The 25,766-nt window shown below is 61.7% G+C and carries 17 protein-coding genes; 4 read left to right on the top strand and 13 right to left on the bottom strand.

Annotation, left to right across the window (positions count from 1 at the left end; all coding sequences use genetic code 11):
- Positions 1–71: 71 nt before the first annotated feature.
- A complete protein-coding gene (locus AC6I97_RS19120; RefSeq protein ID WP_497946054.1) occupies positions 72–2,306 on the bottom strand; it encodes an McrB family protein in 2,235 nt (744 codons plus the stop codon).
- A gap of 189 nt (positions 2,307–2,495) precedes the next feature.
- Between AC6I97_RS19120 and AC6I97_RS19125 the strand changes: the two genes are divergently transcribed.
- Positions 2,496–4,232, top strand: coding sequence for a M23 family metallopeptidase (locus tag AC6I97_RS19125; RefSeq protein WP_497946056.1), 1,737 nt, complete (start codon positions 2,496–2,498; stop codon positions 4,230–4,232).
- 103 nt (positions 4,233–4,335) lie between these two features.
- On the opposite strand, the gene AC6I97_RS19130 is transcribed toward AC6I97_RS19125, so the two are convergent.
- From AC6I97_RS19130 to AC6I97_RS19160, 7 genes are all read right to left on the bottom strand, one after another.
- Complete coding sequence (locus AC6I97_RS19130; RefSeq protein WP_497946057.1) at positions 4,336–6,342, bottom strand: DUF5107 domain-containing protein; 2,007 nt, start codon at positions 6,340–6,342, stop codon at positions 4,336–4,338.
- 67 nt (positions 6,343–6,409) lie between these two features.
- Positions 6,410–7,954, bottom strand: coding sequence for a glycoside hydrolase family 32 protein (locus AC6I97_RS19135; protein ID WP_497946059.1), 1,545 nt, complete (start codon positions 7,952–7,954; stop codon positions 6,410–6,412).
- On the bottom strand, positions 7,951–9,003 hold the full coding sequence (locus AC6I97_RS19140) for a LacI family DNA-binding transcriptional regulator (protein ID WP_497946061.1): 1,053 nt from the start codon (positions 9,001–9,003) through the stop codon (positions 7,951–7,953). Before AC6I97_RS19140 ends, AC6I97_RS19135 begins: the two co-directional genes overlap by 4 nt.
- Before the next feature lie 15 nt (positions 9,004–9,018).
- Complete coding sequence (locus AC6I97_RS19145; protein WP_497946065.1) at positions 9,019–10,428, bottom strand: right-handed parallel beta-helix repeat-containing protein; 1,410 nt, start codon at positions 10,426–10,428, stop codon at positions 9,019–9,021.
- 47 nt (positions 10,429–10,475) lie between these two features.
- Positions 10,476–11,429 (bottom strand): carbohydrate ABC transporter permease, encoded by a 954-nt coding sequence (locus AC6I97_RS19150; RefSeq protein ID WP_224166609.1) that lies wholly within the window; start codon positions 11,427–11,429, stop codon positions 10,476–10,478.
- Positions 11,429–12,316: a carbohydrate ABC transporter permease gene (locus AC6I97_RS19155; RefSeq protein ID WP_224091233.1), complete on the bottom strand. Its 888-nt coding sequence runs from the start codon at positions 12,314–12,316 to the stop codon at positions 11,429–11,431. Before AC6I97_RS19155 ends, AC6I97_RS19150 begins: the two co-directional genes overlap by 1 nt.
- A gap of 85 nt (positions 12,317–12,401) precedes the next feature.
- Positions 12,402–13,682, bottom strand: a complete 1,281-nt coding sequence (locus AC6I97_RS19160) for an ABC transporter substrate-binding protein (protein ID WP_224091232.1) — start codon at positions 13,680–13,682, stop codon at positions 12,402–12,404.
- Between the two features lie 395 nt (positions 13,683–14,077).
- Here AC6I97_RS19160 and AC6I97_RS19165 point away from each other — a divergent pair, with 395 nt between their 5' ends.
- The 3 genes from AC6I97_RS19165 (at position 14,078) to AC6I97_RS19175 (ending at position 18,359) form a co-directional block, all read left to right on the top strand.
- The gene (locus tag AC6I97_RS19165; protein ID WP_497946075.1) at positions 14,078–14,260 is read left to right on the top strand and encodes a hypothetical protein; all 183 of its coding nucleotides are present in this window, start codon (positions 14,078–14,080) and stop codon (positions 14,258–14,260) included.
- A 179-nt stretch (positions 14,261–14,439) separates the two neighbouring features.
- Entirely contained in the window at positions 14,440–15,645 is a 1,206-nt protein-coding gene (locus AC6I97_RS19170; protein ID WP_497946078.1) for a NosD domain-containing protein, read from the top strand.
- Positions 15,646–15,770: 125 nt separating this feature from the next.
- A complete protein-coding gene (locus AC6I97_RS19175) occupies positions 15,771–18,359 on the top strand; it encodes a GH32 C-terminal domain-containing protein (RefSeq protein WP_497946079.1) in 2,589 nt (862 codons plus the stop codon).
- Positions 18,360–18,373: 14 nt separating this feature from the next.
- On the opposite strand, the gene AC6I97_RS19180 is transcribed toward AC6I97_RS19175, so the two are convergent.
- The 5 genes from AC6I97_RS19180 to AC6I97_RS19200 all read right to left on the bottom strand — a co-directional run bounded on the left by AC6I97_RS19180 (position 18,374) and on the right by AC6I97_RS19200 (position 25,752).
- The gene (locus AC6I97_RS19180; RefSeq protein ID WP_497946081.1) at positions 18,374–19,141 is read right to left on the bottom strand and encodes a copper homeostasis protein CutC; all 768 of its coding nucleotides are present in this window, start codon (positions 19,139–19,141) and stop codon (positions 18,374–18,376) included.
- A gap of 9 nt (positions 19,142–19,150) precedes the next feature.
- Positions 19,151–19,567, bottom strand: a complete 417-nt coding sequence (locus AC6I97_RS19185) for an acyl-CoA thioesterase (RefSeq protein ID WP_224093867.1) — start codon at positions 19,565–19,567, stop codon at positions 19,151–19,153.
- A gap of 74 nt (positions 19,568–19,641) precedes the next feature.
- Positions 19,642–21,717 (bottom strand): ABC transporter ATP-binding protein, encoded by a 2,076-nt coding sequence (locus AC6I97_RS19190; protein WP_497946083.1) that lies wholly within the window; start codon positions 21,715–21,717, stop codon positions 19,642–19,644.
- Positions 21,714–23,447, bottom strand: a complete 1,734-nt coding sequence (locus AC6I97_RS19195) for an ABC transporter ATP-binding protein (protein ID WP_224091220.1) — start codon at positions 23,445–23,447, stop codon at positions 21,714–21,716. Before AC6I97_RS19195 ends, AC6I97_RS19190 begins: the two co-directional genes overlap by 4 nt.
- 316 nt (positions 23,448–23,763) lie before the next feature.
- The gene (locus tag AC6I97_RS19200; protein ID WP_497947208.1) at positions 23,764–25,752 is read right to left on the bottom strand and encodes an MFS transporter; all 1,989 of its coding nucleotides are present in this window, start codon (positions 25,750–25,752) and stop codon (positions 23,764–23,766) included.
- Between the last annotated feature and the right edge of the window lie 14 nt (positions 25,753–25,766).

The raw sequence follows: 25,766 nt of genomic DNA on the forward strand, positions 1-25,766 counted from the left end.
GCCGGGTCCCGGCAGCCGTACGCGCCGTACCGGCACTTGCCGGTGGCCGCCGCGGGCGTGGCGGGACGGCCTTAGCGGGCAGCAAGTCGTCCCAGCAATTGGTCCAGGCCGAAGCGTTCCTCCAACTGCGCGCGGTTCAGTTGCCCGTGGTAGTGCTCCTCCAGCAACGGCATGAGCTCGTACTTCCAAATCCGGCGAAGCCCTGTGGGGTTTTGGGCAGCGTTCTTCATGAAGTAGGACGGCCCGATCATCAGGTCCCGGTCCCAGTCATCGATGGCGTCGTTGAGGGCGTCCAGGAGATCCGCGTTGAGCGTGCCCAGGCCGCGGGCTTGAAGGAAGCGCCGCAGCGAGCCCCTGACCGGTTCCACCTTGGGATGCAGTTCGATGAACGCGAAACGACGACGAATGGCGGCGTCCATCATGGCGATGGAACGGTCAGCTGTGTTCATGGTGCCGATGATGTACAGGTTGTCCGGCAGGCTGAAGGGCTCGTTGGGGCTGTACTGGAGGTAAATGCGGTCGTCACGGTACTCAAGGAGGAAGTACAGCTCGCCGAAGACCTTGGCCAGGTTGGCACGGTTCATCTCATCGATGATCAGGAAGTACGGCTTGTGCGCGTTCTCCGGCTTGGCAGCTTCCTCCGCGAGCCGACGCAACGGTCCGGCCACGAGCTTGAAGGAGACCTGGCCGTCGTCGGTCTTGTCCGGCCGGTAACCCTCAAAGAAATCCTCGTACGCGTACGACGGATGGAACTGCACCAGCTTCACGCGTTCATCGGTGCTGTCGCCGGCGAGCTCGGCAGCGAGGTGCTTGGCAAGGTACGTTTTGCCGGTACCTGGAGGTCCGTAAAGAACCAGTTGGCGGTTCTCTTCGAGCAGCTCGGCGATTTCCTTCAGCGGCTCGAGGTCCATGTGAAGGGAAGCTGCGAACTCTTCCGTCAACGGCCGGAAACCCTGCTGGACAACCTCGACGACGGCGGTGGGCGGCGCTTCGTCCTCGCCATCGGTTTCGGCTTCTACCGGAAGGAGTTCCTGCAACGCCTGAATGACCCTTGTGACGTCCACGATGATCCCGGGCGTGGACAATTGCCGCTGCGCATGGCGTGGGAGTTCGGTAATGGCGTAACTGTCATCGAACCAGCGGACCTTGCGGCGGATGCGGCGGTTGTCCTCGTGGTGTTCGGGCTCGCCAAGGACGACTCCCACCCGGACACGTCCGGCGTGCTGGTAGAGCGTAAGGTCACCGGGTTTCATCACCGTGAGGAAGGCGAAGACCGCCGTCTTGGTGTCCTCGCGCTCCACATAGCCCAGGTGCTTGTAATCCTCGTCCACGGCATGCTGGACCACACCGGCAGTGACTCCTGCAGTTAGCGAGCGGAGGTGCTCAACGTCCAGGGTGGCTTTCTCTTCAGCAACCCAGGCGGCCAGCAGGTCGGCGTTGTCGTGATGGGTACGCAGCAACCAGGAGCGGCGGCCGGGGTCCCCCACCTTCCGCCATTGGCTGACCAGCTGGCGTGCGTACCAGTCAATGCGCTGGCCGGCTTGTTCGTCCAGGTGCAGCCGGATCCGATGGATGTCCGCAGTCACGTCCTCTTCGGTATCGCCCCCGGCGCCACCAACGAGTGAGGCGAAAGCGTCACGAATCTCCCGGCGCTCCACGTCAGCCACCACAGGCTCGAAGTAGCTGGGCCATACCAAATACTCAATACTGCGGCGCAGGGCCGGCTGGTCCTCTGGTGTTCCGACCGCAAGTTCATGGAACTTCAAAGGATCAGCGAGCGCCTGGTTGATGGTCTCCGTGCTTTGGCTGTCAACGTGCGCAACAAAGCGGCACAGCCATTTCAGGTGGTCCCAAATGGTCCAGTTGAACTCGGCGGTACGGTCGCGGATCACGCCGTGGTCCGTCATGCCCTCGTAGAGCTGTTCCGGCAACTCGATCGGCGGCTCTACCCAGGAGGCAGCCTCGGCCACACGGGCACGCTTCACTCTGAGCGACTTGACCTCATGGGCCAGCGGCAAGGACTGAAGGAAGAGCAACTCCACGGCCAGCAGCTTGGCCTCCCGGGAGGCGCCTTCAAGGTTTTGCCGGAGGTTGGTCATCATGGGCGCTTTGGAATCTTCCACCCCGCGCTCGAGGCGTTCCAGCAGCTCCCCGGCGGCGTCTGCCGTCCAGGTCAGCGTGCGCCCGTCCAGCGCTGAAGGTCTCCCTTGAAGTGCCGGGCCCAGCACATACCAGGCCGCGTCCTCGATCTCCTTGGAGATTCCGGGGGCGCGGTCAATGGCAGGCTTCACGGAGGGGGTCACCATGCCAACTTACCTTGTTTGACTTAGCCAAGCATCTGGATTTGGAGCACTGCAGTATGCGCAAAGCCTTGACGTGGGCGTGTCATTCCCATAGACATGCAGTACCCGTAACATGCAGTGATCGGATCCAGACAATGGTGTGGACCTCCAACACTTTTCGCCGGGCACGGATCCATGTCAGGAGCGGGTTTGGTGAACAGCAAGACTCCTGACAAAGGCCCGGCGCGGCTCCGTGGGCACGCCCGCTTTCCGTTAGCGGTTATCGCGGCCGCTGTCATGCTTGGCTGCTTCCAATCCGGAGCGGTCACCCCGGCGCCCCCAGCCGTCCAGCAGATCCGGGCAGATTCATCCGGCGATGCGCCCTCAGCAGCGAACTGGTCCACGAACGACACTCCGAGTCCAGCCACCAACCCTTCGGGAACTGTTGAGCCTGCGGCTGCCAACCCCTTGGGCACTACGCTGTGTCAACAGACAGGGTTTGGACCGGCATCCACCACCGGCGCCCCTTCAGACGTCCAGCTCCGTAATGCTTCGGCCATCATGGTGGCTGCGGAAAAGCTGGGCCTGCCATCCGATGCCCAAATTCTTGGGGTACAAGCCGCGCTTGGCGAATCTTCCCTTGAAAGCAAGGATTACGGCGACGCCGCAGGGCCGGACTCCCGCGGGTTGTTCCAGCAGCGCGCCAACGGGGCATGGGGCTCCTATGCCGATCGAATGGATCCGTTCGTTAGCGCAACCAGTTTCTTCCTTGCCCTGAAGGGCATCAAGGACTGGCAGCTTCTGCCTTCCAGCCTGGCCATCCATCAGGTACAGCGGAACCAGGATTCGGACCACTACACCAAGTACCGGCAGCTGGCCCAGGAAATCGTGGGCTTCCTGAGTTCCCAGGGTCCGCTGACACTCCCCTGTTCCGGCGCTGCTTCGTGGCAAACATCGGTTGGGAATCCCGCGTCCCGTCATGTGCGGCCAGGACCAGGCATGTTGATGTCACCCCTGCTGAACCTGCGTCCCAGTTCACCTTTTGGACTGCGCACCAGTCCCATCACGGGTGCTCCTGGGGAATTCCATACCGGGCAGGACTTCGCAGCGGCCTGTGGCACACCGGTTCATTCTGCCGATGACGGTTACGTGCGCGAGGTGGGCTGGCATGCCTGGGGCGGAGGCAACCGGATAGAGATCGATCACGGCAACGGGCTTATCACTACGTACAACCACCTGCAGGCGAGCGCCGTGCGCAAGGGGCAGGTAGTTGAAGCCGGGGACGTCATCGGCTTGGTCGGCTCCACTGGTTCGTCGACCGGATGCCACCTCCACTTTGAAACGATTGTGAATGGCGTGCTGGTGGATCCATCGTCGTGGAGCCTGATCCCGCTGGATGGAGAGTCGTCCGTGGATCTGCTCAGGCTCACAAGCTTCTCACCTGCAACAGGAACGACGCCGGTTGGCGAGGTTCCGGTGTGGTCGCTCGGGATCGCACTTGGCGAGCCGGAGACGTCGGCTCCCGAGCCGGCTGCGCCGCCTCCAGCACCCGCAGCTACCCCAACCGCTTCGCCGACGCCGACGCCCACTGCAACTGCTGAGCCCACGCCGACCGCTTCACCAACACCGACCCCAACAGCGACCGCGACACCAACCGCTTCACCAACACCGACCGCGACTCCAACCGCTTCACCAACACCGACCCCAACAGCGACCGCTTCACCAACACCGACCCCAACAGCGACCGCTTCCCCAACGCCGACCCCAACGGCAACCGCAGAACCCACTCCGACAGCAACGGCTGAACCCGCCCCAACGCCTATACCCACAGCTTCACCCACGCCAACAGCTACGGCCGCTCCCACCGCAACCATCACAGCGACCCCAACTACCGACCCCACAGCGACCGCAACCATCACGGCTACGCCCACCCCGGCACTAACTCCGTAGCGTGTCCGCCCGTCAAGGGTTGATTTCTTACTCCCCCCGCCCGGCATTTTCAGGCCGAAGACGGGATAGCGCCTTCCCTTTGGAATGGCGCGAAAGCAGTCCCCTAGTGCATTCCAAATTGGTAGTCGAAGGGCACTGGCTCACCGGGACAGACTTCTTCCCACAGCGCCGCTATGGCATCCTCGCCCTCGCGGAGGTCCGGTATCTCTACCCCTTCGCGCAGGATGGCTGCAGCATCGCCTGCCTTGCCCACGCGGGCCAGCGCCAGGGCCTTGAGGAACCTCAAACGCCCGACGGCGGCGCCCTCCTTGCGCTCGGACTCCAGCTTGCGCTCGGACTCCAGCCTGGGCTCGGACTCCAGCAGTTGCAGCGCCTGGGCCGGGTGGTCATGGCGGATGCTGAGTGTCACCGCCTCGGTGAGTAATGCCCTGTTGGAGGGGTCGGCCTGAACACCGCTCCTGAGTTCATCCAGACCCTCGCCATCGATGCCGTCGGCCAATAACGCCAACCCCAATCCGCGATGTGCGAGCGCCAAAGTCCGCTGCTGAACGCCCCCGGCAGCAAGCACCCCACGGTAGGCCGCCTTGGCTCCCTCCAGATCCTGCCTGGCATGCCTCATGGTGGCCACGTGGAAGCGCGCCTCAGGACTTTCCTGTCCCGCCAGCAGCTCCTCCCAGTCAGCACCGGCAACAAAGGTGGTTGCGCCGTCGAACGCTTTTCCCTTCAGCAGTTCCAGCCATGGTTCCTGCTCCGCCGTGATGCTTTCATCTACGAACGGGGTGCCGCTCTCGTCAATCCAGCCCTTGCCCGTCCTGCGGCGCCGCGCTCGCTCCACCACTCCCCAGCCACTGCCGCGGAGCACCATGGTGGATGGCGGGACGTCAGCATCGGTGACGGCGGCGGGCAGCATTGCCTCCAGGTCCTCGTGCGCAAGGAGCTCCTCAAGCCGCTGGCCGGCATGGGCCACGGCCGCATCCCAATCCGATCCGTGGGACGTTTCCGGGTCCAGATGCCCGTTCCCGTACGCTTCCACCCACGACCATTCCGCACCCGCCGGCATGGACAAATGCTCAAACTGGGTTCTCGCCAAGCCAGCCTGGATCTCGGCGTAAGGGCCGGCACCCGGGCTCAACCACTGCTGCCACCGTTTACCGCCCTGGCCTTGTCCCCAGACGAAAAGCTTCTTGCCCCTCAGCCGGCTCGTGGATAGCATCGCCAGCCCATCGCCGTCGTCGTCCGCAGCCACAACCCAGCGACGTTCGGATGGATCAATATCAAAGAAGAAATCGGCGGCATGCGGGCTGTTGACCAACCACGTGCCGTCGTAGCCGTTGTGGTTTGTCGGCCGGACGCGGGTGATGTCCGTGGCGTAGTCGCTGCCAAATGCTTCCTCGGCCGGCGCGATCACCCGGGTGCGGTCCGTCTCCGGAATGGCTGCGTTGCTCCACCAGTACATGGGAACGTCATGGTCATTCGGGTTGCGGATGCGCACCGCCGCGAACAGCACCTCCGATTCGGCAGGCAACCATATGTCCACTTGGAACACCACTTCCCGGAGCCGTTCGAACTCCCACACGCGAAGGATGTGCTTTCCGTCGGCGGTGTGGACGATCGCCGTGTGCAGTGGATCGCAGCTGGTGGGCGAGTGGCCGCGCGTGCCAATGTTCCACTCCAAGCCTCCCGCGAACCACGCCTTTCGCAGCGCGATGTTGGCCAGCTGGGGCGCGTCGTGCGTGTGGAGGAGCTGCTTTCCCGTCGCTTTATCGAACAATTCCCAAATACGGCCGCCCAGGGACGGTATGACGGTCGCCTTGAGTTTGCTGTTCTCAAGCACGACGGCGGGCAGCTCCTTGGGTGCCGCCTCCCGGCTATAGCCATCCTGCATGAGGTACGGGAACACATTGGGCACTACACCGTAGCGGGCGGCCGCCTGAAGTTCTTCCGGCACTCCCTCGCCCACGGTGTACGGCTGATCGAGCTCCGCGGCCACCACGGGCAAGGGGTTCAGTGGGCCAATATCGGCCATCGTCAGAGAAATGGTGGTGACAGTGGGATGGGAAGGTGACGTGGCGGCCATGTCCGTATCCGTTCGTGAGGAATCAACGTCCACACCCACAGTCTCCTCGGACCGGGCAGCCGGCGCCAGACCTCCCTCTACCGTTCGGGGAGCCTCGGGATCAGGACAGTGAGCTGACGGCCAGTTTCCGGACAGTGGCCGTGCCGCCTTCCACGCGCAGATCTGTGCCCAGGCTCCCGGGCAGGGGAAAAACAAGATCACTCAGGACAACGCTGCCGTCTTGGGCGAAGACCTCCACCGACTGGTCCACGATAATACGCAGCCTTAGCACACCGCCGTCGAGCTTCACTGGCGCCGACTCGGCCGACGCAAACTTTTCGTGGAAAGCAGTGTTGCCTGAATTGCGGCGATCCAGGATGAGCTGACTCGTTACGGCATCAAAGCTGAGAACCGTTGCGGCGCTGCCGTCCGGGGCACACAAAAGCCTGAACGCAATGGTCCGGGCCGAGCCGGGCAGGATCTCAGCCTCGATCAGCTGGGCTGATCCGGTCATGGCGTCGGGCAGTTGCACCGCGGAGTCGTGAAGTTCGGCATCCTGAAGAATGTTGGCCGGCGTCCCGGAATCCAGCGGCAACACCGGCGGAAGCACCGGCTGCTGCACCAGGCGCGGCAAGCCCTCTACAGTCGCGAGTTCAACCTCGCGGGCAAGCGACATGCCCGAGCGCCACGGGGCCGTAGGCAAGGAGTTGGCATAGTCCCAGTTGTTCATCCAACCGATCATGATGCGGCGGTTGTCCGGAGTGTCGCTGAAGGAGACCGCTGCATAGTAGTCGCGTCCCCAGTCCAGCCACAGGCATTGCCTGAGATCGATGGTCCCGTCAGCGTCCGGTGAAACGAGCGAATCAGGATCGGCAGTGAACCGCACGCCATCGAAGTGGCCCACGAAGTACTGCCCTCCCGAGCCACCGGCCACGGCACCAGGATTGACGTTAACCACCAGGACCCACTTGACGTTCTCCGGATTGCCATCGACGGGGAGCGGGAACAAGTCCGGGCATTCCCATTCGCCTTCCGACGAGTTCGCGGGGCCGAAAGTACTCAGGTATTCCCAGTCCTTCAGATTGTCCGAGCGGTACATAACAACCTGCTGATGCTGGGCCTCCACGGCCACCATCACCCAGCAGGACCCGGCAGATCCCTCATAGCGGAAAACCTTGGGATCCCGGAAATGGGCCGAGCCCCGGCCAAGCACCGGATTGCCTGCATATTTGCTCCAGGTTATGCCGCCATCTGTGGAGAACGCGAGGGACTGTGCCTGTGTCCCCTGATGCGTCGAGCCTTCCTTGAAGGCGCTCGTGTAGATGGCCACCAACGCCGGATCTTCCTCTGTGCCGAAGCCCGACGTATTGCCGTGGTCCACCACGATGCTGCCGGAGAACACGTCTTCTTCATCGTCGCAGGCGATGGCAACCGGGTGTTCAGTCCAGTGCAGGAGGTCTGTTGAGGTGGCATGCCCCCAGGACATGTTGCCCCAGACGTTATCGAACGGGTTGTTTTGGTAGAAGAGGTGGTAGAGGCCCCCGTGCCAAACCAGTCCGTTGGGGTCGTTCAGCCAGGTGTTCCTGGCCGTGTAGTGAAGGATCGGGCGCACCGATGGGGCGGCGTCTTCGCCGGGACCGGCACGGTGGGTTGTTGTTTCAGTCATCGGAGGTCTTTCGGGAGGGATGCGACGGAATCGCGAAGAACCATGGGGCAGGGAAGAACTGTGGGGTGGGTGGCGAACAGCTGCAGGTCGGTTTTCCCTTCGATGGCATCGATCAGGTTTTCCGTTGCCCATGCGCCCATCTCGTAGTGCGGCAGTGCCACCGTTGTCAGCGCAGGGTAAAGGTTTTCGGCAATGAGCTCCTGGTTGTCGAAACCGACGAAGGAGATGTCCTCCGGAATCCTGAGACCGAGTTCCGCAGCGGCCCGGTAGGCGCCCATGGCCATGCGGTCGTTGTAGCAGAACACGGCCGTTGGCCGGCTCTCCGGTTTCAGCAGGCGCAGCGCCGCCTGGTAGCCACCAGGCATCTCCGAATGCTCGGACTGGACCAGTTCTTCGTGGAACGGCAGCCCTGCGTCTGCCAACGTTTCCTTGAAGGCGCGCAACCGGGAGTGGGTTGCAGGCACGTCGTCGGTGTTGTTCAGCATCCCGATCCGGGTGTGGCCGGCGTCGATCAATGTCTGCACGGCCGACCTTGCTCCGCCCACCTCGTCGGGGATGACGGAGGAAACAGTGTGGCTGATGTCTTCGGAGTCCACCAGGACTGCAGGCAGTCCTGCCAGATTCCTGGGCACAGCCAGCTTCCGGTGATACATCGTGGCGTACAGGATGCCGTCCACTTGCCGGTCCAGCAGGTCCGCCACCTGGCTTTCCTTGGACTCCTGGGAGCTGGTGCTGGTGGAGTTGATGATCATGATGTTGTAGCCCCGGCGCTTGGCAGTTTCCTCTGAGCCGAGGATGATCCTGCCTGCATGCGGCGTGGTAGCGATTTCCTCGCTGATGAACCCGATCATTCCTGAACGTTGCGTCCGCAGGGCTTGTGCCAGCCGGTTAGGGCCGTACCCCAGACGGTGTGCGGCTTCCTGCACCCGCTCCCTGGTTCTGGCGCCCACCCGGGCGTAGGCAACATCGTTCAGGACGTGGGAGACGGTGGTGACCGAAACCCCGGCCTCTGCCGCCACATCCTTGATACCCACTGATCTATTGGTCATTGGTCCCCCACGTCCTCATGATGTTGGTGCTGATCCTGCGATCGAATCAGCATGTGCCGCCTGGAAACCGACTGTCGGTGTGGCCCTCAAGGCGTTGACAGCCCTGTCTGCAATAACCTGCGCGTCAGTCCCGGAATCCAGGACCGTATTCCGGGCGGATCCGGATTCGACCAGGACGGCCGTAACGGCGAGCCCGTCGGAAGCACCTGTGGTCAGCAGGGCGTCCACCTGGGCAGAGAAGCAGGAATCACTGGATGTGGAGTGAACGTCCATCGCCACCACGTGGTTGTTGGAGACGAAGTTTCCAGCCCCCTCCAGCAAACGGATGATGACCGGCGTCGCACCTGCGGGACGGATGCTCTGTGCGTCGATGACCTCGGAGAAGTGGTTGCCCACCACAGAGTTGTTGCTCCCGCTAACGCAGAGAAGCCCGTAAAGATCGTCCAGCCCGTTATCGACTCCCAGGAAGGGTGTCCAGGGCTCATGGTCACGCAGGAAATGGTTCGTTGCCACCAGGTTCTCGGAACTGTTCGCGGCAAGCACCACCATCCCGGGGTAGAACGAATGCAGACGGTTGTTGGTGACGCTTGAACGCGTGACGCCGTCCAAATAGACGCTGCTCGCACCCCTGGGGAAGATGTTGTTCGAGGTTATCAGGAGCCCGCCATGGTTCCTGGCGTAGATCGAGTGGCCCTTGAAACCTGCCCCGATCAAATTGTCGGTGATCTTGGACGCCTGTCCCCAACCGCGCAACTCGATGCAGCTTCCACACTCGGCGATGAAGTTATCGTGAATGGAAAGCGCGTCGGCGTTATGGATCGTGAGGGCGTTCTCAAGGTAGATGAACCCCATCCCCGTGACGCGGAATGAGTCGTTGGCGCTCGCCACATAAATACCGGTCTTGCCATTCACGTAAGTGTTTTCCGCTGGCAGCCCCGAGCCGTCGGGGGTGAAGTGCAAGCCGTCGATACAGAAGTTGGAGAACTCCACCGAGCTGATCCGGGGGCTCCCGCTTCGCTCAATGTAGAAGGCCGCCCCCTTGGCTTCGTCCGAGCCCTCCCCGTCCGCGCCCTCCCCGTCCGAAGCGGGCGGAAGATCGACAATAATGCGACTTCCTCCGGGCCACAGCTCATGCAGATCAGGCCACTCCTCTTCGGGAACGTTGAACCGGATGCTCGAAGACGTAAAGCCGTGTCCCGAGCCCTGGATCCTGAGGAAGCTGATATCGATCACCACCTGCGTACGGAGGTGGTAGTCCCCGGGTGGCAGGTAGATCACCGCTCCCGGCTTTCCTCCGTTGTTCACATCGGTAGCTGCCTGCCGGTCCTTGATATCGGCGATGATGCTGTTGATGACCTCGCCGACGTCTTCGGACGGGTTGCCGACCGGCCACGTAGTCACGTCGTAGTAGTTGTTGCTTGACATAGCTTCTGCCCTTTTTGTGGTGTGGTTTCCCAGCCCTTGACGGTTTCTCAGCCCTTAACGGCGCCGAGCGTCATGCCTGCGACAATCTTGCGTTGCAAGAGAAGGGTGAGAAGGATGACCGGGATGGAGTAAACGGCGGCCAGCGCCGTCATGGATCCCCAGTCCAGGCCGAACTGGGTCTGGAAGTTCGCGATGACCACTGGGGTCGTCTGGGATCGGATGGCGGTCATCAGGAGTGCGAAGAGGAACTCGTTCCATGATGCGAGGAAGGCGAAGATCGCGGTGACGGCGATGCCTCCGGAAACCACCGGGATCACTACCCGCCAGAGCGCGCCGAGCCTGCTGCAGCCATCCACCGTTGCTGCCTCTTCCAGGTCGCGGGGAACGGCCTCGAAGAAACTGGACATCAGCCAGATGGACAGCGGCAAGGAAATGGTGGTGTGGGCAATGGACAATGCGATCGGGGTATCCGCCAAACCAGCCGAAGCCATCATGGATGCCAGCGGAATGCCGATTGCTACCGGCGGCACCATGCGGGTGACCAGCGCGGCCATGATGAACACCCGGCCGCTCGGAGTCTTGTAGCGCGTGATGCCATAGGCCGCCGGGACAGCCAGGACCAACGACAACAGGGTACTGATGATCGCGGTCTGGATGCTGTTGATGAATGAAGCCAGCACACCGCTACGGCCAAGGGCGTTCGCGTAATTCTCCAGGGTCCATTCTTTGGGGAGGATGGTAGGTGGAACGGCGATGGTGTCGATCGGGGTCTTGAAAGACGTAAACAGCAGGTACAGGAACGGGAATCCGTACAGCACCATGGCCGCGGCCAGCAGGATCCACAGAATGGTCCTGGTGCTGCGGCGGCCGGCTTCCAGGCCTTCGCGGTTGACGCCGCGGCGCTTGCGCGGGGCAACATGCGTGGCGGTTGAAACGGAACTCCTGGCACTCACGGCAGGCGCCTTCCCGCCGTCGGGCTTTGTTCGTTCGGCGACGCGCATCAGTTGTCCTTTCCTGGCCGCCAGATGGTGGCCACCGCGAAGAATGCGACGGCGAGCATCGCCAGCAGGTAGATAGTGCCCATGGCGCTGGCCAGGCCGGGATCGCCGAAGCGGATCATGGTCCGGTAGATCAACAGGCTCATGGTTTCGGAGGCGGACTGCGGGCCGCCGTTGGTTTGGATCAGGATTGTGTCAAAGGCCCGGGCGGCATCGATTCCGCGGACCACCAGTGCCACGGCGATCACCGGGCGGAGGAGCGGAAGGATGATCTGGAACAGGAGCGCCGGTGCCTTGGCGCCGTCCAGGCGGGCTGCCTCGATGAGGTCGCCGGGGATGTTTTGGAGGCCGGCGAACAGCACCAGGCACATAAAGGACGTCGTGAGCCAGATATCCGGGACGGCTACCGAGAACAGCACGATATCCGGGTCCGAGAGCCAGCCGATCTGGTTTGGGTTTGAGAGGATGCCCGCTTGGTGCAGGAGGGTTCCGATGAGGCCGAAGTTATCGATCATCAGGAACTTCCAGAGCAGGCCGGCCACGATCGGCGCAATCATCAGCGGGTAAAGGAACACCGTTCGCCAAATCTGGGACTTGCGTCCCAGCGTGGTGAACAGGAGAGCCATCCCAAGGCCGAGCGCGAACTCGAGCGTCACCACCACCACTGTGTAAGCCAGGGTCCGCCAGCCGGCACCCATAAAGGCTTCGGAGGCGAACGCTGCCGCATAGTTTTGGAATCCGACGAAGTCACGCGGGCCGCCCGCGATGGGCGAGATCTTGAAGAAGCTGTCCGCGACGAGGCGGAACAGCGGGTAGGCCACGAACACGGCCAGGAACAGCGCCGCTGGGGTCATCAGGTATAGGGCGAAGCGGCGATCGGAGATACGCACGATTTTCTCTTCTGTTTGTTGGGGCTCTGTTGGTTGGGGCCGCGGCCGGCACCGGCTGAGTCTGCTGGTGCCGGCCGCGGAGCCTTTACTTGAGGAGGTCCTGGATCTGCTTCTTGGCGTCAGCCAGGAGGGTGGCGGAGTCGCCGCCGGCCACAGCCTTCTGCAGGAGCGGCACCAGCACGGTGTCCACAATCTGCTGCCACTTGGCTGTTGCCGGACGCGTTGCGGTTGCCTTGCCGTTGAGCGTTTCAATCAGCGGTTTGAAGCTCTCGTAGCCTGGCTGGTTCTGGTACTTCTCAAATGCTGAGATGCGGGAGGCGAGTCCAAGGCTGGATTCCACACCCATGCTGTTGTGGTCGTACGCGCACTTGATGAACTTCTTGGCGGCATCAGCGTTCTTGGTCGCCTTGGGTACTGACAGGTACCACGGGCCCGGAACACCCGCGACGCCGGCGCTGCCGCCAATCATCGCTGCAGCTCCAACCTTGCCTGCTACGGGAGAGTCCTTGGGGATCTGCCGGTAGGCGTGTGCCCAGAAGCGGGTCATAGCGGTCTTGCCCTGGTTGAACAGGTTCTGTGCCGCCGCCCAGTCAACCTGTGCAGCACCAGGAGGGGCGGACTTGGTGAGGCTGACGTAGAAGTCGAGCGCTTCCTTGTGGGCAGCGTTATCGATGACCACGTTGTTGTTCGCATCAAGGACCATTGGCGAGCCTGCCTGCAGGACGTGTGCGAGCCATTCCGTTTCCACGGCGCCCTTCACGTCCGTGCCGTACATGCCGTCCTTGGTGAAGAATTCGGAAATGTCCTGGTACTGCTTCCACGTGGTGGGAGCTGCCAGTTCATAGCCGTACTTTGCCTTGAAATCTGCCTTGTTCTTGGCGTCCTCGAAGAGATCCTTGCGGTACAGGATGATCTCTGCGTTGGTCCAGGCAGGCATGCCGATGAAGTGGCCATCAACGTTGGCTTCCTTCACGAGGGCGGGGAAGATGTCCTTCTTCGCTTCATCTGTGAACAGTTCATCGATTGGCTGGACTGCATCCTTGAAGCTGGGGAGCCACACGGAGTCCAACGCCGCGACGTCGAAGGAAACGTTGCCGGAGGAGAACTCGCTGGAGAGCCGGTTGAACATACCGTCATAGGGCAGTTCGACGAAGTTGACGTTGAGGCCGGTGTCTTTCTTGCATTGCTCGGCAACGCCTGTGAGCTCGGCGTGGCCGCCTGCTTCCACCAGGACGTTGACAGTGCTGGACGCGCTTCCGGATGTTGGTGCGGGGCCCCCGGCACCGCAACCCGTAGCTGCTAGTGCGACGGCAGTGCAGAGGCCGCCGAGTGTGACGAGTCTGGAGATGGTCTTTCGAGTGGACATCGCTGTCGACTTTCTCTTTGAACGGGATGTGAAAGATTCTGTGGGGATGAAGAATCGTTTTGCCAAAACGACTTGGCAACACCATAGGCCCGATTTCCGGGGTATGTCAAGCGTCACATTTTGGCTCCCCCAAGCTCTTGACGAGCTTGATGGCCCACCCCTAGAGTCATCGTCGCAGGCAGCTAAACCGTTTTGGCACATTTTGGCTGATGTGGGCAGGTTTTGGCACCCGTTGTGCCTCTTCCGGCTCACGCCTGTTCTTTAGGCCGACGCCAGCTCTTTAGGCAGATTGTTATACCGTCCGCCGGTTTCCACCCCTGGTCCGGTCCCTTCCTACCTCTCGTCCCACCTCTCGCCAGCTTCCCCGCTTGGGGACCCTATTCACAGGAGAACGCATGAAACCCATCCCGGACATCAGCCGACGAAGTGTACTCCGCGCGCTTACCGCATCGGCAGCAGTTGCCTTCGCCATGGCAGCCACGGGCAGCGCTGCTTCCGCGGCACCAGGGCAGGTGGCCGCAACGCCCGACGCCGGTACTCAGCCCCAAGGGCACCGCCACCTGATCGGCGTTTTGTAAAGCAACCGTCTCTGTAGAACCACCCGCCTTTAGAACCACCCGGAACCACCGGAGGCGTGCGGCAGCATGCGTCTAAGCGAGGCACGAGCGAGCATGCAGAGCGCGGCGCCGGCGGTTCCGGACGCACTTGAAGAGAAGCAGCACAGTTCAGTCCCCCAACGATGTGAGGAGAACCAGCTTTGACCACCGTCTACGACGTCACCACCTGGAGCGTTCCAGGGAATCCGTCCGCCACCCCGTACAACGACATCGGGCTCATCATCAACAGCATCATCGCTGACATCAAGAGCCAGCAGACCAGCCAGGCGTCCAAGCCAGGTGCTGTCATCTACATCCCGCCGGGAGACTACTCCCTGAAGACCAGGGTGAATGTGGACATCAGCTTCCTGACCATCCGTGGATCGGGCCATGGCTTCACTTCGTTGAGCATCCGCTACAACGCCGGCAACACATCGGGCTGGCACGAGATCAACCCCGGCGCCAGCCGCGTCAGGGTGGAAAACACTGACGGGAACACGGACGCCTTCCGGGTCTACCGCACAGGTGATCCACGAATCAGTGGGGTGGTGTTCGAGAACTTCTGCCTTGACGGAGTCTCCTTCGGCTCCAACGAGAACGACTACACCAACGGGAAAACAGGCATCCGCTTCGATTCTGCCAACGATTCCTGCCGGGTGGAGCGCATGGGAATGGTGTACCTCGAGCACGGGCTTGTGGTGAGGGATACAGATGCCCTGAGCGTGAGCAGCAACTTCCTTGCTGAATGTGGATCATGCGTGGAATTGACAGGATCGGGCCAGGCCTCGAAAGTCACCGACAACCTTATTGGCGCAGGCTTCGTGGGATTCTCGATCTTCGCCGAGGGGCACATGGGCTTGCTGGTCACGGGCAACAACGTTTTCCCCCGGGGTAAGAGCAGCGTGCACTTCAAGGACTGCACGCGCTCCTCCATTACGTCCAACCGCTTTCATGCCTTCTACCCCGGCATGGTGAACTTCGAGGGCAGCTGCACCGAAAACCTCGTTGGCGCAAACCACTTCCTGCGCCAGATGGAACCGTTCGATCCCCTCAAGCCTTACAACAACGGTTTGGATGATCTGTTCGGCCTGGTGCACATAGCGGGCAGCAACAACACCGTCATTGGAAACCACTTCAGCTACGACGTCGCCTCGGGATCGGTCACGCCGTCGGGGCAGACGCCCACCATCATCCTGGTGGCATCCGGTAACAACAACTACATCGCCACCAACAACACCGTCTCGGCCATCGCGGTGCACACAGTGGTCCTGGACGCATCGACTTCCGGGTCCAAAGTGTTGGACAGCGGCGATAGCAACCAGGTGGTTCGCTACGCGTCCAACTACGCGTTCAGGGCAACGCCGTAACTGCACGGCGTCATCGCACGACGTGAATATGAATAGCGAATAGCACGACGGCGGGCGTCGCCCCATCAGGCGGGCCGGCCGTCGTCATCCTGCAACGCAAGCCCCTGACGAAAGGTCTGTCAACGATGACAAGACGCACCAAAGCCCTCAAGTCGATTGGGGCGGCCGTGGCACTCACCGCTGCCTCATTCTCCGTTGCCACCACCGCCCAGGCCACCGATCCTGATCCGGCCACCCAGCAATACCGGCCGTACCTGCACTACACTCCGGAAGCGAACTGGATGAACGATCCCAACGGACTCGTCTTCCACAACGGGAAATACCACATGTATTACCAGTACAACCCCAACGGAACACGGTGGGGAGACATGAGCTGGGGCCACGCTTCCTCCACCGACCTGATCCATTGGGAGGAACAACCACTCGCCATTCCACGGGGTTTCAACGCATCCGGCCAGGTGGTCGAGGAAATCTTCTCCGGATCAGTAGTGGTGGACACCCAGAACACCAGCGGGCTGGGGAGTGTCCAGAATCCGCCATTGGTGGCCATCTACACGAGCAATTACACTGCGGCCCACCCCACCCTCGCCGGTAAACAGGCCCAGTCATTGGCATTCAGCACCGACGACGGACAGACCTGGACCAAGTACGGCAACAACCCGGTCCTGAACAGGAACACGTCAAGCTTCCGCGACCCCAAAGTCTTCTGGTACGACTCCCCCACCGGCCCGGACTACTGGGTCATGGCAGCCGTTGAAGCCGACGAGCACCGCGTCCTCTTCTATAAAAGCAATGACCTGAAGCAATGGAACTATCTGGATGACTTCGGTCCCGCAAATGCCACCGGAGGGCAGTGGGAATGCCCTGATCTGTTCCCACTCGCCGTCGATGGTGACCCGAACAACGTCAAGTGGGTCCTCTCGGTGAACTTCAACCCCGGAGCCGTCGCAGGCGGCAGCGGCGGACAATACTTCGTAGGAACCTTCAACGGCACTTCCTTCGCCGCCGAAAATATCGATCCCCCGGGCCAGCTTCCCCCCGGAAACGTCCTTGCCGGTTTCAACAGTGGCAATTACAGCGGCTGGAACATCCAGAACGATCCTTCGAACAGTTCCGGGCCTTGGGGAAGCGCCCCCGCCTCCGGAAGTCTTTCTGGACAGATGGCGGTTACCGGCAACATCGGAGCCGGGCTGGTTAACGGCTTCCACGGTGGAGATGCTCCCGTGGGCACCATGGAATCAGCACCTTTCATGCTGGACAAGGACTACCTCAACTTCCTCGCCGGCGGCGGTAAACACCCGCAGGAAGCCGGCAAGCAGTCAGGAAACCAGGCGCCTCCGGGCTATCTGCTCTTCGACGGCTTCGACTACCCCGGAACGCTCACGCAAGCTGGCTGGCAGCTATCGGGTGACTTCCAGGCGGCACTTAACCCCTCGACGTCGGGCGGTGAATTCGCCATTGGAAAACGGATCAACACGTTCGAAGGCGGCCCGTACCAGGACAACAACGTCGGCACCATCACGTCCCCTGAGTTTTACCTGACCAACACCAACATCGGCTTCCTCCTGGGCGGCGGCAACCGCAGCGGCGGCGGACTCCAGGTTGAGCTGCTGGTTGGCGGCGTGCCTGTGCGCACTGCCACCGGTACGAATTCAGGGGACCTGAACTGGCAGAATTGGGACGTTTCCCCCTGGTACGGCCAGATCGCCCGCATCCGAATTGTTGATAACGCAACGGGGCCCTGGGGCCACCTCACTCTGGACAACATGGTGTTGGGCTCGGAGCAGGCGAAGCCCAGGAGCGCTGAAACCACAGTGAACCTTGTGGTCAATGGCCAGACCGTCCGTACCGCCACCGGCAGCGATTCCGAACATCTGGAGTGGAAAGCCTGGGACGTCAGCGCCTACAAGGGCAGCCAGGCCACCATCAAGATCGTGGACAACAACCGCGGCGGCTGGGGACACATCCTGGCCGACGAGTTCGTTTCCTCCGATGCCTCCCATCTTGAGCAGCACGATTGGCTGGACTGGGGCAGGGACTACTACGCCACGGTGTCCTTCAACAATGCTCCCAACGGCAAGCGCATCATGCTGGGCTGGATGAACAACTGGGACTACGGTCAGGACACTCCCACCACCACGTGGCGCGGAACCATGGCGTTGCCACGTGAAGTGGTACTAACCCAGATGTCCGCGGGTCCGCGGCTGCGACAGCAGGTGGTGTCCCAGGCCGATGCATTGAAGAACACTGCGGCCGCATACACGGCGTCAGCCCAGGACATCGCGTCAGGAACAACCACACTTCCCATTACAGGTGACGTGGTGCAGATTGACGCCGAGTTCTCTCCGGGGACGGCATCGGCGTTTGGCGTGAAAGTCCTCGATAACGGAACCGAAGCAACCCGCATCGGCTACGTTCCGGCCACAAAACGGCTCTCCGTCGACAGGACCAACTCGGGCAACGAGGGATTCCATCCAGCTTTCAGCTCAGTAGAGGATCCGCGGGTCGAGTTGATCAATGGCAGGCTCCGCCTGCGCCTGTACGTGGACCGTGCATCAGTGGAGCTCTTCGCCCAGGACGGCCTGACCACCATCACGGACCAGGTCTTTCCAAGCGCTGGGGCCACCAGCATCTCGGTTTTCTCGGAAGGAGGAACCGCACGGCTCGAAAGCCTGACGGTAACTCCCCTGAACCAGGCAATGTGGGGAGGCTGACCCAGCAGTGGAAACTATGCCGGAGGAGCACCGAGTTCCAGCGCGTTGATCTCGGCCCGCGCCATGCGGACCGTTTCCCGGTCTGTCACGGTATAGGCGGTGGGGTCGGCGCCGTCCTGCGTGCCAAGGGATATGGTTCGCTGGCCCAGCGTAGAGACGGTTCTCTTGGCGGACATATGAACTGCTGAGAGGCCGGCCGCGTGCATCGCCGGAATATCGCCGAGCTGCAAGCCGCCTCCTGCCATGATTTCGAGTGCTCCTCCCGCCCGCTCCACCATCTCGGAAAGGGTGGCAAGGCCTGCACCTGCTGTGGCCTCGTGGCCAGACGTGAGTACCCGCGTGAACCCGAGTTCCAGCAGTTGATCAAGGGCCGCCAACGGGTCCCGTGATTGGTCGATCGCGCGATGGAAGGTCAGCTGCGCTTCAGGGCTCGCCTGCCGGGCAGAATCCACCAGCCGTTGGACCGCGTGAACATCGATATCGCCTTCTGCGGTCAGGGCGCCCACTACTACCCCGTGGGCGCCCTGAGCCAGCAGGTGACGTACTTCGTGCACCATGGTGTCCACGTCCGAGGCGGAATAGTGGAAATCGCCGGGGCGGCAACGCACCAGCGGGTGGATCTCAAGGCGTCCGTCAACATGTTCAATGCTGGCCTCCAGTAGTCCCTGGCTTGGCGTGATGCCGCCAAGTTCCAGACTGCTGCAGAGCTCAATCCGATCGGCACCTTCGGATGCGGCCGTACCGGCACCCGTCGCGCTCACCACCGCGATTTCAAGTTTCATGGTGAAACTCTACGCGCGGTACCGCTCCAGCTTTTCCTTCTGGTCCGGAGTGAGCCTGAGGACCCTGCCGGTAGCCTCTGCCACGAAGGCCAGGTGGGTACTGGCTTTGACGCATTCTTCCTGTGTGACGGGGTCCTTGATGACGTAGTGAAGATCGAAGCTGGCCCCCTTGATGGCGCCAACCCAAATCTCCACCACGGCCGGGATGTTGCGGTATTCCAAAGTCCGCACATACCGGACCTTGTGCTCCACAACCAACGTCATGGTGCCCTCCTCAACATCATTGAAGAGGGCCGCCGGTGGTTCAACGCCCGGAAGGCCAGCGCCCCGGGGTGGTCCGAAAGCCGCGATTCGGGCTTCTTCCAGCATCCGAACGATCTGCACATTGTTGATGTGCCCGTAGGCGTCCATGTCACCCCAGCGCATGGGTACGAGTACCTCGATGCGCTGGGGTTCCACGGAATCCCGGGAGTGCAATCCGGTACTCAGGGAATTCGCGCTCAGCTGTGCACCGCCGTCGAGTCATCCACGGCGGTCTCTTCCTCACCGGCAAACTGGGACATGTACAGGCGGTAGTAGGCACCTTGGAGCGTCAGCAACTGGTTGTGGTTGCCCTGCTCAACGATCCGCCCGTTCTCCATCACCAAGATGGTATCGGCGTCGCGGATGGTGGACAACCGGTGGGCGATGACGAAGCTCGTCCGGTCCGTGCGGAGCGCAGCCATGGCCTTCTGTAGCAGCAGCTCAGTACGTGTATCCACTGAGCTCGTAGCTTCATCAAGGATCAGCAGCGAAGGATCGGAGACGAAAGCACGGGCAATCGTGATGAGCTGCTTCTCACCGGCGCTGACGTTGTTGCCTTCTTCATCGATGATCGTCTGGTAACCGTCCGGCAGAGCCCGGACGAAGCGGTCCACGTAAGTGGCCTTGGCCGCTTCCATGATTTGTTCCTCGGTGGCGTCAAGGTTGCCATATTTGATGTTGTCGTAGATGGTCCCGCCGAAGAGCCATGCGTCCTGCAAAACCATGCCCACCTTGGATCGCAGCTCGGAGCGGCTGAGATCCTTGATGTCCACGCCGTCCAAGGTGATACGACCGGCATTGAGCTCGTAGAAGCGCATTACCAGGTTCACCAAGGTGGTCTTTCCAGCTCCCGTAGGCCCGACGATCGCTACCGTGTGCCCAGGCTCCGCACTGAAGGAGAGATCCTCGATGAGGGGCCTGTCCTCCACGTAGCTGAACGAGACATGCTCGAACTCCACATGGCCGTCGGTCTTGGCTGGCAGATGGCGTGTACCGGTCTCTTCAACTTCTTCGTCAGCGTCAAGGAATTCAAAGACGCGCTCGGCCGAGGCAACGCCGGACTGCAGCATGTTGGCCATACCGGCGATCTGGCCTAGCGGCTGGGTGAATTCACGCGAGTACTGGATGAACGCTGTGGCGTCGCCAAGGCTCATGGAGCCGGAGGCAACCCGCAGGCCACCAACCACCGCAATGCCGACGTAGGACAGGTAGGACACGAAGTTCATGGCCGGGAAAATGACACCCGACACAAACTGGGCGCCGAAGGACGCCTTGTACAAGGCCTCATTGCGTTCATCGAAGCGCACCAGCATGTCAGCATCGCGGCCGAACACCTTGACGAGATCGTGTCCCGAAAATGATTCCTCGATCTGGCCATTCAGCGAGCCGGTGTTCTTCCACTGTGCAGCAAAGAGCTTCTGGCTCTTGGCACCAATGAAGCCAGCCATGACACCGGAAAGCGGCAAGGCGATCAACGCGATCAATGCCAGTTCCCAGGACACGATGAACATCATCACGGTGATTCCCACTACGGTGAGCACCGAGCTAACCAACTGTGCGAACGCCTGCTGAAGGCCCTGCTGGACGTTGTCGACGTCATTGGTCACGCGGGAAAGGATGTCGCCGCGCTGACGGGTGTCGAAGTAGTTCAACGGCAGCCTGTTGAGCTTTGCCTGGACGTCATTACGGAGCTGCTTGATGACGCGCATGACGATCCTGTTGAGCAGCCAGCCTTGTGCCCACAGGAAGATGTTGGCCACAAAGTACATCAGGAGGACGATCGAAATGAGGAACGTCAGCTTGGGGAAGTTGATCCCGTTGGTGAGTTCCATCTTGGAGACCATGTCCGCAAAGTTCTCTTGGCCTTGCTGGCGCATGAGCTCTACGAACTGTTCCTGCGAGACGCCTGGCGGGAGCTGCTTGCCCATGACGCCGCCGAAGATCACGTCCATCGCGGTGCCCAAAACCTTGGGGGCAATCACGTTCAGGACCACCGAGACCACCACAAGGCCGATCACGACATAAACGCCAACCCTCTCAGGCTTCAACAGGCCCATGAGGCGCTTGGCCGATGGCCAGAACTCCTTGGCTTTCTTGGCTGGAAGATTGCCGAACATACCGCCATCTGCCTCGGACGGGACGTATTCCTCCTCCACGACGTCATCGTCAAGTGCCTCGGTTGCCACGTCTGCCTCGGCCGTGGCCTTGGCATTCTTCGCGGCCTCTGCCTTGGCAGCCCAGCTACGCTTCTTCTGCTGGTCCTGCTCGCTCATGCGACTTCCTCTACACTCAGCTGGGATTCAACGATTTCCTGGTACGTAGGAGAGGTTTCCAGCAGTTCATCGTGCGTTCCGCGATCCACGATCCGGCCGTTATCCAGGACCAATATCTCGTCCGCATCGGCAATGGTCGAGACTCGCTGCGCGACGATGATCACTGTGGCGTCCTGCGTCTTGGCCTTCAAGGCCTTACGGAGCCGGGCGTCGGTAGCGACGTCCAATGCGGAGAAGGAATCGTCAAACAGATAGACATTCGGCTTGGTCACCAGGGCCCTTGCAATGGAAAGGCGCTGGCGCTGGCCGCCGGAGACGTTGGTGCCGCCCTGGGCGATGCGCCGGTTTAAGCCGGATGACTTTTCCTCTACGAAGCCCTTGGCCTGCGCCGTCTCCAGCGCCTCCCACAGTTCCTCGTCGGTAGCTTCGGGCTTGCCAAAGCGCAGGTTGTGCTCGATGGTGCCGGAGAAAAGGTACGGCTTCTGCGGAACAGCCGAGACGCGGCTGGTGATCTCCGACGCGTCCAGTTCGGTGACGGGGACGCCGTCGAGAAGGACGTCACCTGAAGCGACATCGTAAAGCCGCGGCAGCAGGGAGACCAGGGTGGTCTTGCCTGCGCCCGTGGAACCGATGATGGCCAGGGTCTTGCCCGGCTCAGCGGTGAAGGAAATGTTGCTCAGCACCGGTGCCTCGGCCCCGGGGTACTTGAAGGTGACATCGCGGAACTCCACGTGGCCCTTCTTTTCCGCCGGAACCACGGGGGAAGCCGGGTTGTGGATGGAAGGCTCCACGTCCAGGACCTCGCCGATGCGGTCTGCACAGACGGAAGCACGGGGAATCATCATGGCCATGAAGGTGCCCATCATGACTGCCATCAGGATCTGCAGGAGGTACTGCAGGAAGGCCGTGAGGGAGCCTACCTGCATATCACCGGAGTCCACACGCTGACCGCCGAACCACAGCACCGCAGCAGTGGACAGGTGCAGGATCATGCCGATCGCGGGGAACATCAGGACAAAGAGATTGCCGATCTTCACGGAGACGGCGGTGAGATCCTGGTTGGCATCACCGAAACGTTTGGCCTCATAGGGTTCACGGACAAAGGCACGGACAACACGGATACCAATGATTTGCTCGCGGAGCACACCGTTAATGGCATCTATCTTGGCCTGCATTGACCGGAAGAGCGGCATCAACCGGACCACGAGGTAGCCCACCACTGCCACCAGGATGGGCACGGAAACCCAGACCAACCAGGACAGGCTGAGGTCCTCGCGGAGGGCCATAATGATGCCACCCACGCACATGATGGGTGTGGAGACCATGAAGTTCAGGCCCATCAGCACCAGCATCTGGACCTGCTGGACATCATTGGTGCCACGGGTGATCAGTGTGGGAGCACCAAAACGGTTCACGTCCTGTGCGGAAAAGCTGCTCACTTGACGGTAGACGCTGCGCCGGAGGTCCCGGCCGATCGCCATTGCCGTCCGTGCACCGAAGTACACGGCTGCGACAGCGGTGAGCACCTGGCCGAGTGCGACGGCGAGCATCATGGCGCCCGTGCGCCAAATGAAATCGGTGTCGCCGCGGGAGACTCCCTCGTCAATGATTTTGGCGTTGAGGCTTGGGAGGTAGAGCGTGGCAATAGTGGACGCCAACTGGAATATGAGGACGGCCACTATCTGCGGCAAATACGGCTTGGAGTAGCGCCGTATAAGGGTGACAAGCATGCCCACGGGTCCTTAGAAAGAGTGCGTGAATGAAGTAAGAGAAGTGTTGCAGCAAGGGCTGACAGTATTAGCCTCCCTACTCTACGAAATCCGTTGCCTCGGCGAAACAACCCGGGGAAAAGATCATCCCAGCGGAGTATGTCCCGTGTCGGATCTGCTCCCGCTGGCGCAGCCATCACAGCCGATGCTGGCCGGATCAGCCGCTGTAGGCAACAAAAACGCCGGCTGGTCACAGCCGGCGCTTCGGTCCCGCCCTCGTTCGCCACAGCCTGCTTAGTACGCCAGGAGTTTCGAACAAGGGCAGGATCCGTGGTGTCTAGCCCGCGTGCCTGCCGTGGTCCGGCCGCGCCTCCCGCGCTTCGACGCCTTGGAGGAGCAGCAAAGCCATTCGCTCCTGCTGCCTGCGTTCGCGCTTGAGTTCCTTACGGATCGCGGCGAGTTCCTCTGCGGTGCTCGCCTGCTGCGCCGCGATGGTTTGCTGCTCCCGCAACCGTGCCTGCAGCTCAACGTTGGCCCGGCTGAGCTGCAATTGCTGTTCCGCCAGGACGTACTGGGTGCGGGACAGCTGCTCCTGGACCTCCTTGACGTCAACCGTGGCGTGGGGGCGTTCCTGGGTCAGGATCCGCGCAAATTCGAGGTCAAGATCGGATCCGGAGTCCGTGGACCGAACCTGGCGGCTGGCCCCAGGGACGGAGCGATCGGCACCCAGGCGGGCGCCGCCGTCGTCCGCTTTCCCCGCATCCAAGGTAGCTGTATCCAACGACATGGCAGCATCTCCGGACGCCGTCGCCATGAGTTCGGACTCGGGCGCCGCGTCAACGGTGCGCCGCAGGGGGCGTTCCTTGATGAACAGCACAGCCAGGAGTGCCACCACACTGATGATGGCGGAGATCAGGAAGATCTGGGCAGTGGCGTCGCCGTAAGCGGCGCGCATGATTTCCGCGATGGGCGCCGGCATATCAGCCAGGTCCATGCTGGCACCGGACCCGCCGCCTTGGACCGGAATGCCCGCGGCGGCCATCCCCTCAACGGCCAGGTCCTTCACGTGGTTGGACATGATGGCACCCAGGACGGACACACCGATTGCGCCGCCTACAGAGCGGAAGAACGCAACCGAAGCGCTGGCCGTACCGATGTCCTTCGCTTGAACGGTGTTCTGCACGGCGAGCACCAGGTTCTGCATCAGCATGCCCAAGCCGAGGCCGAACACACCGGTGTAGATGGCTACGATCCAGAGTTCTGTGGTGTGGTCCATCGTGCCGGCGAATGCGAGGCCGCCGATCAGGAGCACGGAGCCGGCGATCAGGAACCGCTTCCATTTGCCAAAGCGGCTGATCAGGATGCCCGATGCCACAGAACCAATAAGGTTGCCGGCGATCATTGGCAGCGTGAGCAGCCCTGCCTCAGTCGGCGTGGCGCCACGGGCAACCTGGAAGTATTGGCCCAGGAAGGTGGACGAACCAAACATGGCGATACCGACCGCGATGGAAGCGATGATGGCAAGTGCCGTGGTGCGCTCGGAGATGATCTTGAGTGGAATGATCGGCTGGGCAACTTTGGTTTCCACCAGTACCAGGAGCGCCAGCAGCGCTACGCCACCGCCCACCATGAGTGCTGACTGCCAGGAGAACCAGTCGTAGTAGTCCGGGTTGCCGGCGAACGAAACCCAGATCAGGAGCAGGCTCACGCCCGAAGTCAAGAGGATGGAGCCGAGCCAGTCGATCTTGGCGGGGCGCTTGATGTGCTGGATCTTCAGGGTCACCTGAAGCAGGATGAGCGCAACGACGGCCAGCGGCACGCAGACGAAGAACGTCCAGCGCCAGCCGAGCGGGCTGTCCACGATGAAGCCACCCAGCAGCGGGCCGCCGGCAGTGCCCACCGCCATGACGGCACCCATGTAGCCGGAGTATTTGCCGCGGTCGCGCGGCGGAATCATGGAACCGATGATTGCTTGGGCCAGGGCGGTGAGGCCACCCATGGCGATGCCCTGAATGACACGCGCAGTAAGCAGCAGCGGAATCGTCTCGGACAAGCCGGCCATGACGGAGCCCGCCACGAAAATGATGATGCTCAGCTGGACCAGGAGCTTCTTGTCGAAGAGGTCAGCGAGCTTTCCCCAGATGGGCGTGGTGGCGGCGTTCGCCAGCAAAGCGGCGGTGATGACCCAGGCGAAATCGGTTTGCGTGCCCTTGAGTTCGGACATGATGGTTGGCAGCGCGTTGGCGACGATTGTGCTGCTGAGGATCGCCGTGAAGAAGGCCGCGAGGAGACCTGTGAGGGCTTCCATGATTTGCCGGTGCGTCATGGGTGCGGCGGTTT

The sequence above is a fragment of the Arthrobacter sp. TmtSoilC48 genome, from assembly GCF_059739425.1.

Bases quoted from the DNA above. Each gene is read 5' to 3' on its own strand.
- AC6I97_RS19120 (WP_497946054.1), bottom strand. From the start codon at position 2,306: ATGGTGACCCCCTCCGTGAAGCCTGCCATTGACCGCGCCCCCGGAATC.
- AC6I97_RS19135 (WP_497946059.1), bottom strand. From the start codon at position 7,954: ATGACTGAAACAACAACCCACCGTGCCGGTCCCGGCGAAGACGCCGCC.
- AC6I97_RS19140 (WP_497946061.1), bottom strand. From the start codon at position 9,003: ATGACCAATAGATCAGTGGGTATCAAGGATGTGGCGGCAGAGGCCGGG.
- AC6I97_RS19145 (WP_497946065.1), bottom strand. From the start codon at position 10,428: ATGTCAAGCAACAACTACTACGACGTGACTACGTGGCCGGTCGGCAAC.
- AC6I97_RS19150 (WP_224166609.1), bottom strand. From the start codon at position 11,429: ATGCGCGTCGCCGAACGAACAAAGCCCGACGGCGGGAAGGCGCCTGCC.
- AC6I97_RS19160 (WP_224091232.1), bottom strand. From the start codon at position 13,682: ATGTCCACTCGAAAGACCATCTCCAGACTCGTCACACTCGGCGGCCTC.
- AC6I97_RS19165 (WP_497946075.1), top strand. From the start codon at position 14,078: ATGAAACCCATCCCGGACATCAGCCGACGAAGTGTACTCCGCGCGCTT.
- AC6I97_RS19175 (WP_497946079.1), top strand. From the start codon at position 15,771: ATGACAAGACGCACCAAAGCCCTCAAGTCGATTGGGGCGGCCGTGGCA.
- AC6I97_RS19180 (WP_497946081.1), bottom strand. From the start codon at position 19,141: ATGAAACTTGAAATCGCGGTGGTGAGCGCGACGGGTGCCGGTACGGCC.
- AC6I97_RS19185 (WP_224093867.1), bottom strand. From the start codon at position 19,567: ATGCGCTGGGGTGACATGGACGCCTACGGGCACATCAACAATGTGCAG.
- AC6I97_RS19190 (WP_497946083.1), bottom strand. From the start codon at position 21,717: ATGAGCGAGCAGGACCAGCAGAAGAAGCGTAGCTGGGCTGCCAAGGCA.
- AC6I97_RS19195 (WP_224091220.1), bottom strand. From the start codon at position 23,447: ATGCTTGTCACCCTTATACGGCGCTACTCCAAGCCGTATTTGCCGCAG.
- AC6I97_RS19200 (WP_497947208.1), bottom strand. From the start codon at position 25,752: ATGACGCACCGGCAAATCATGGAAGCCCTCACAGGTCTCCTCGCGGCC.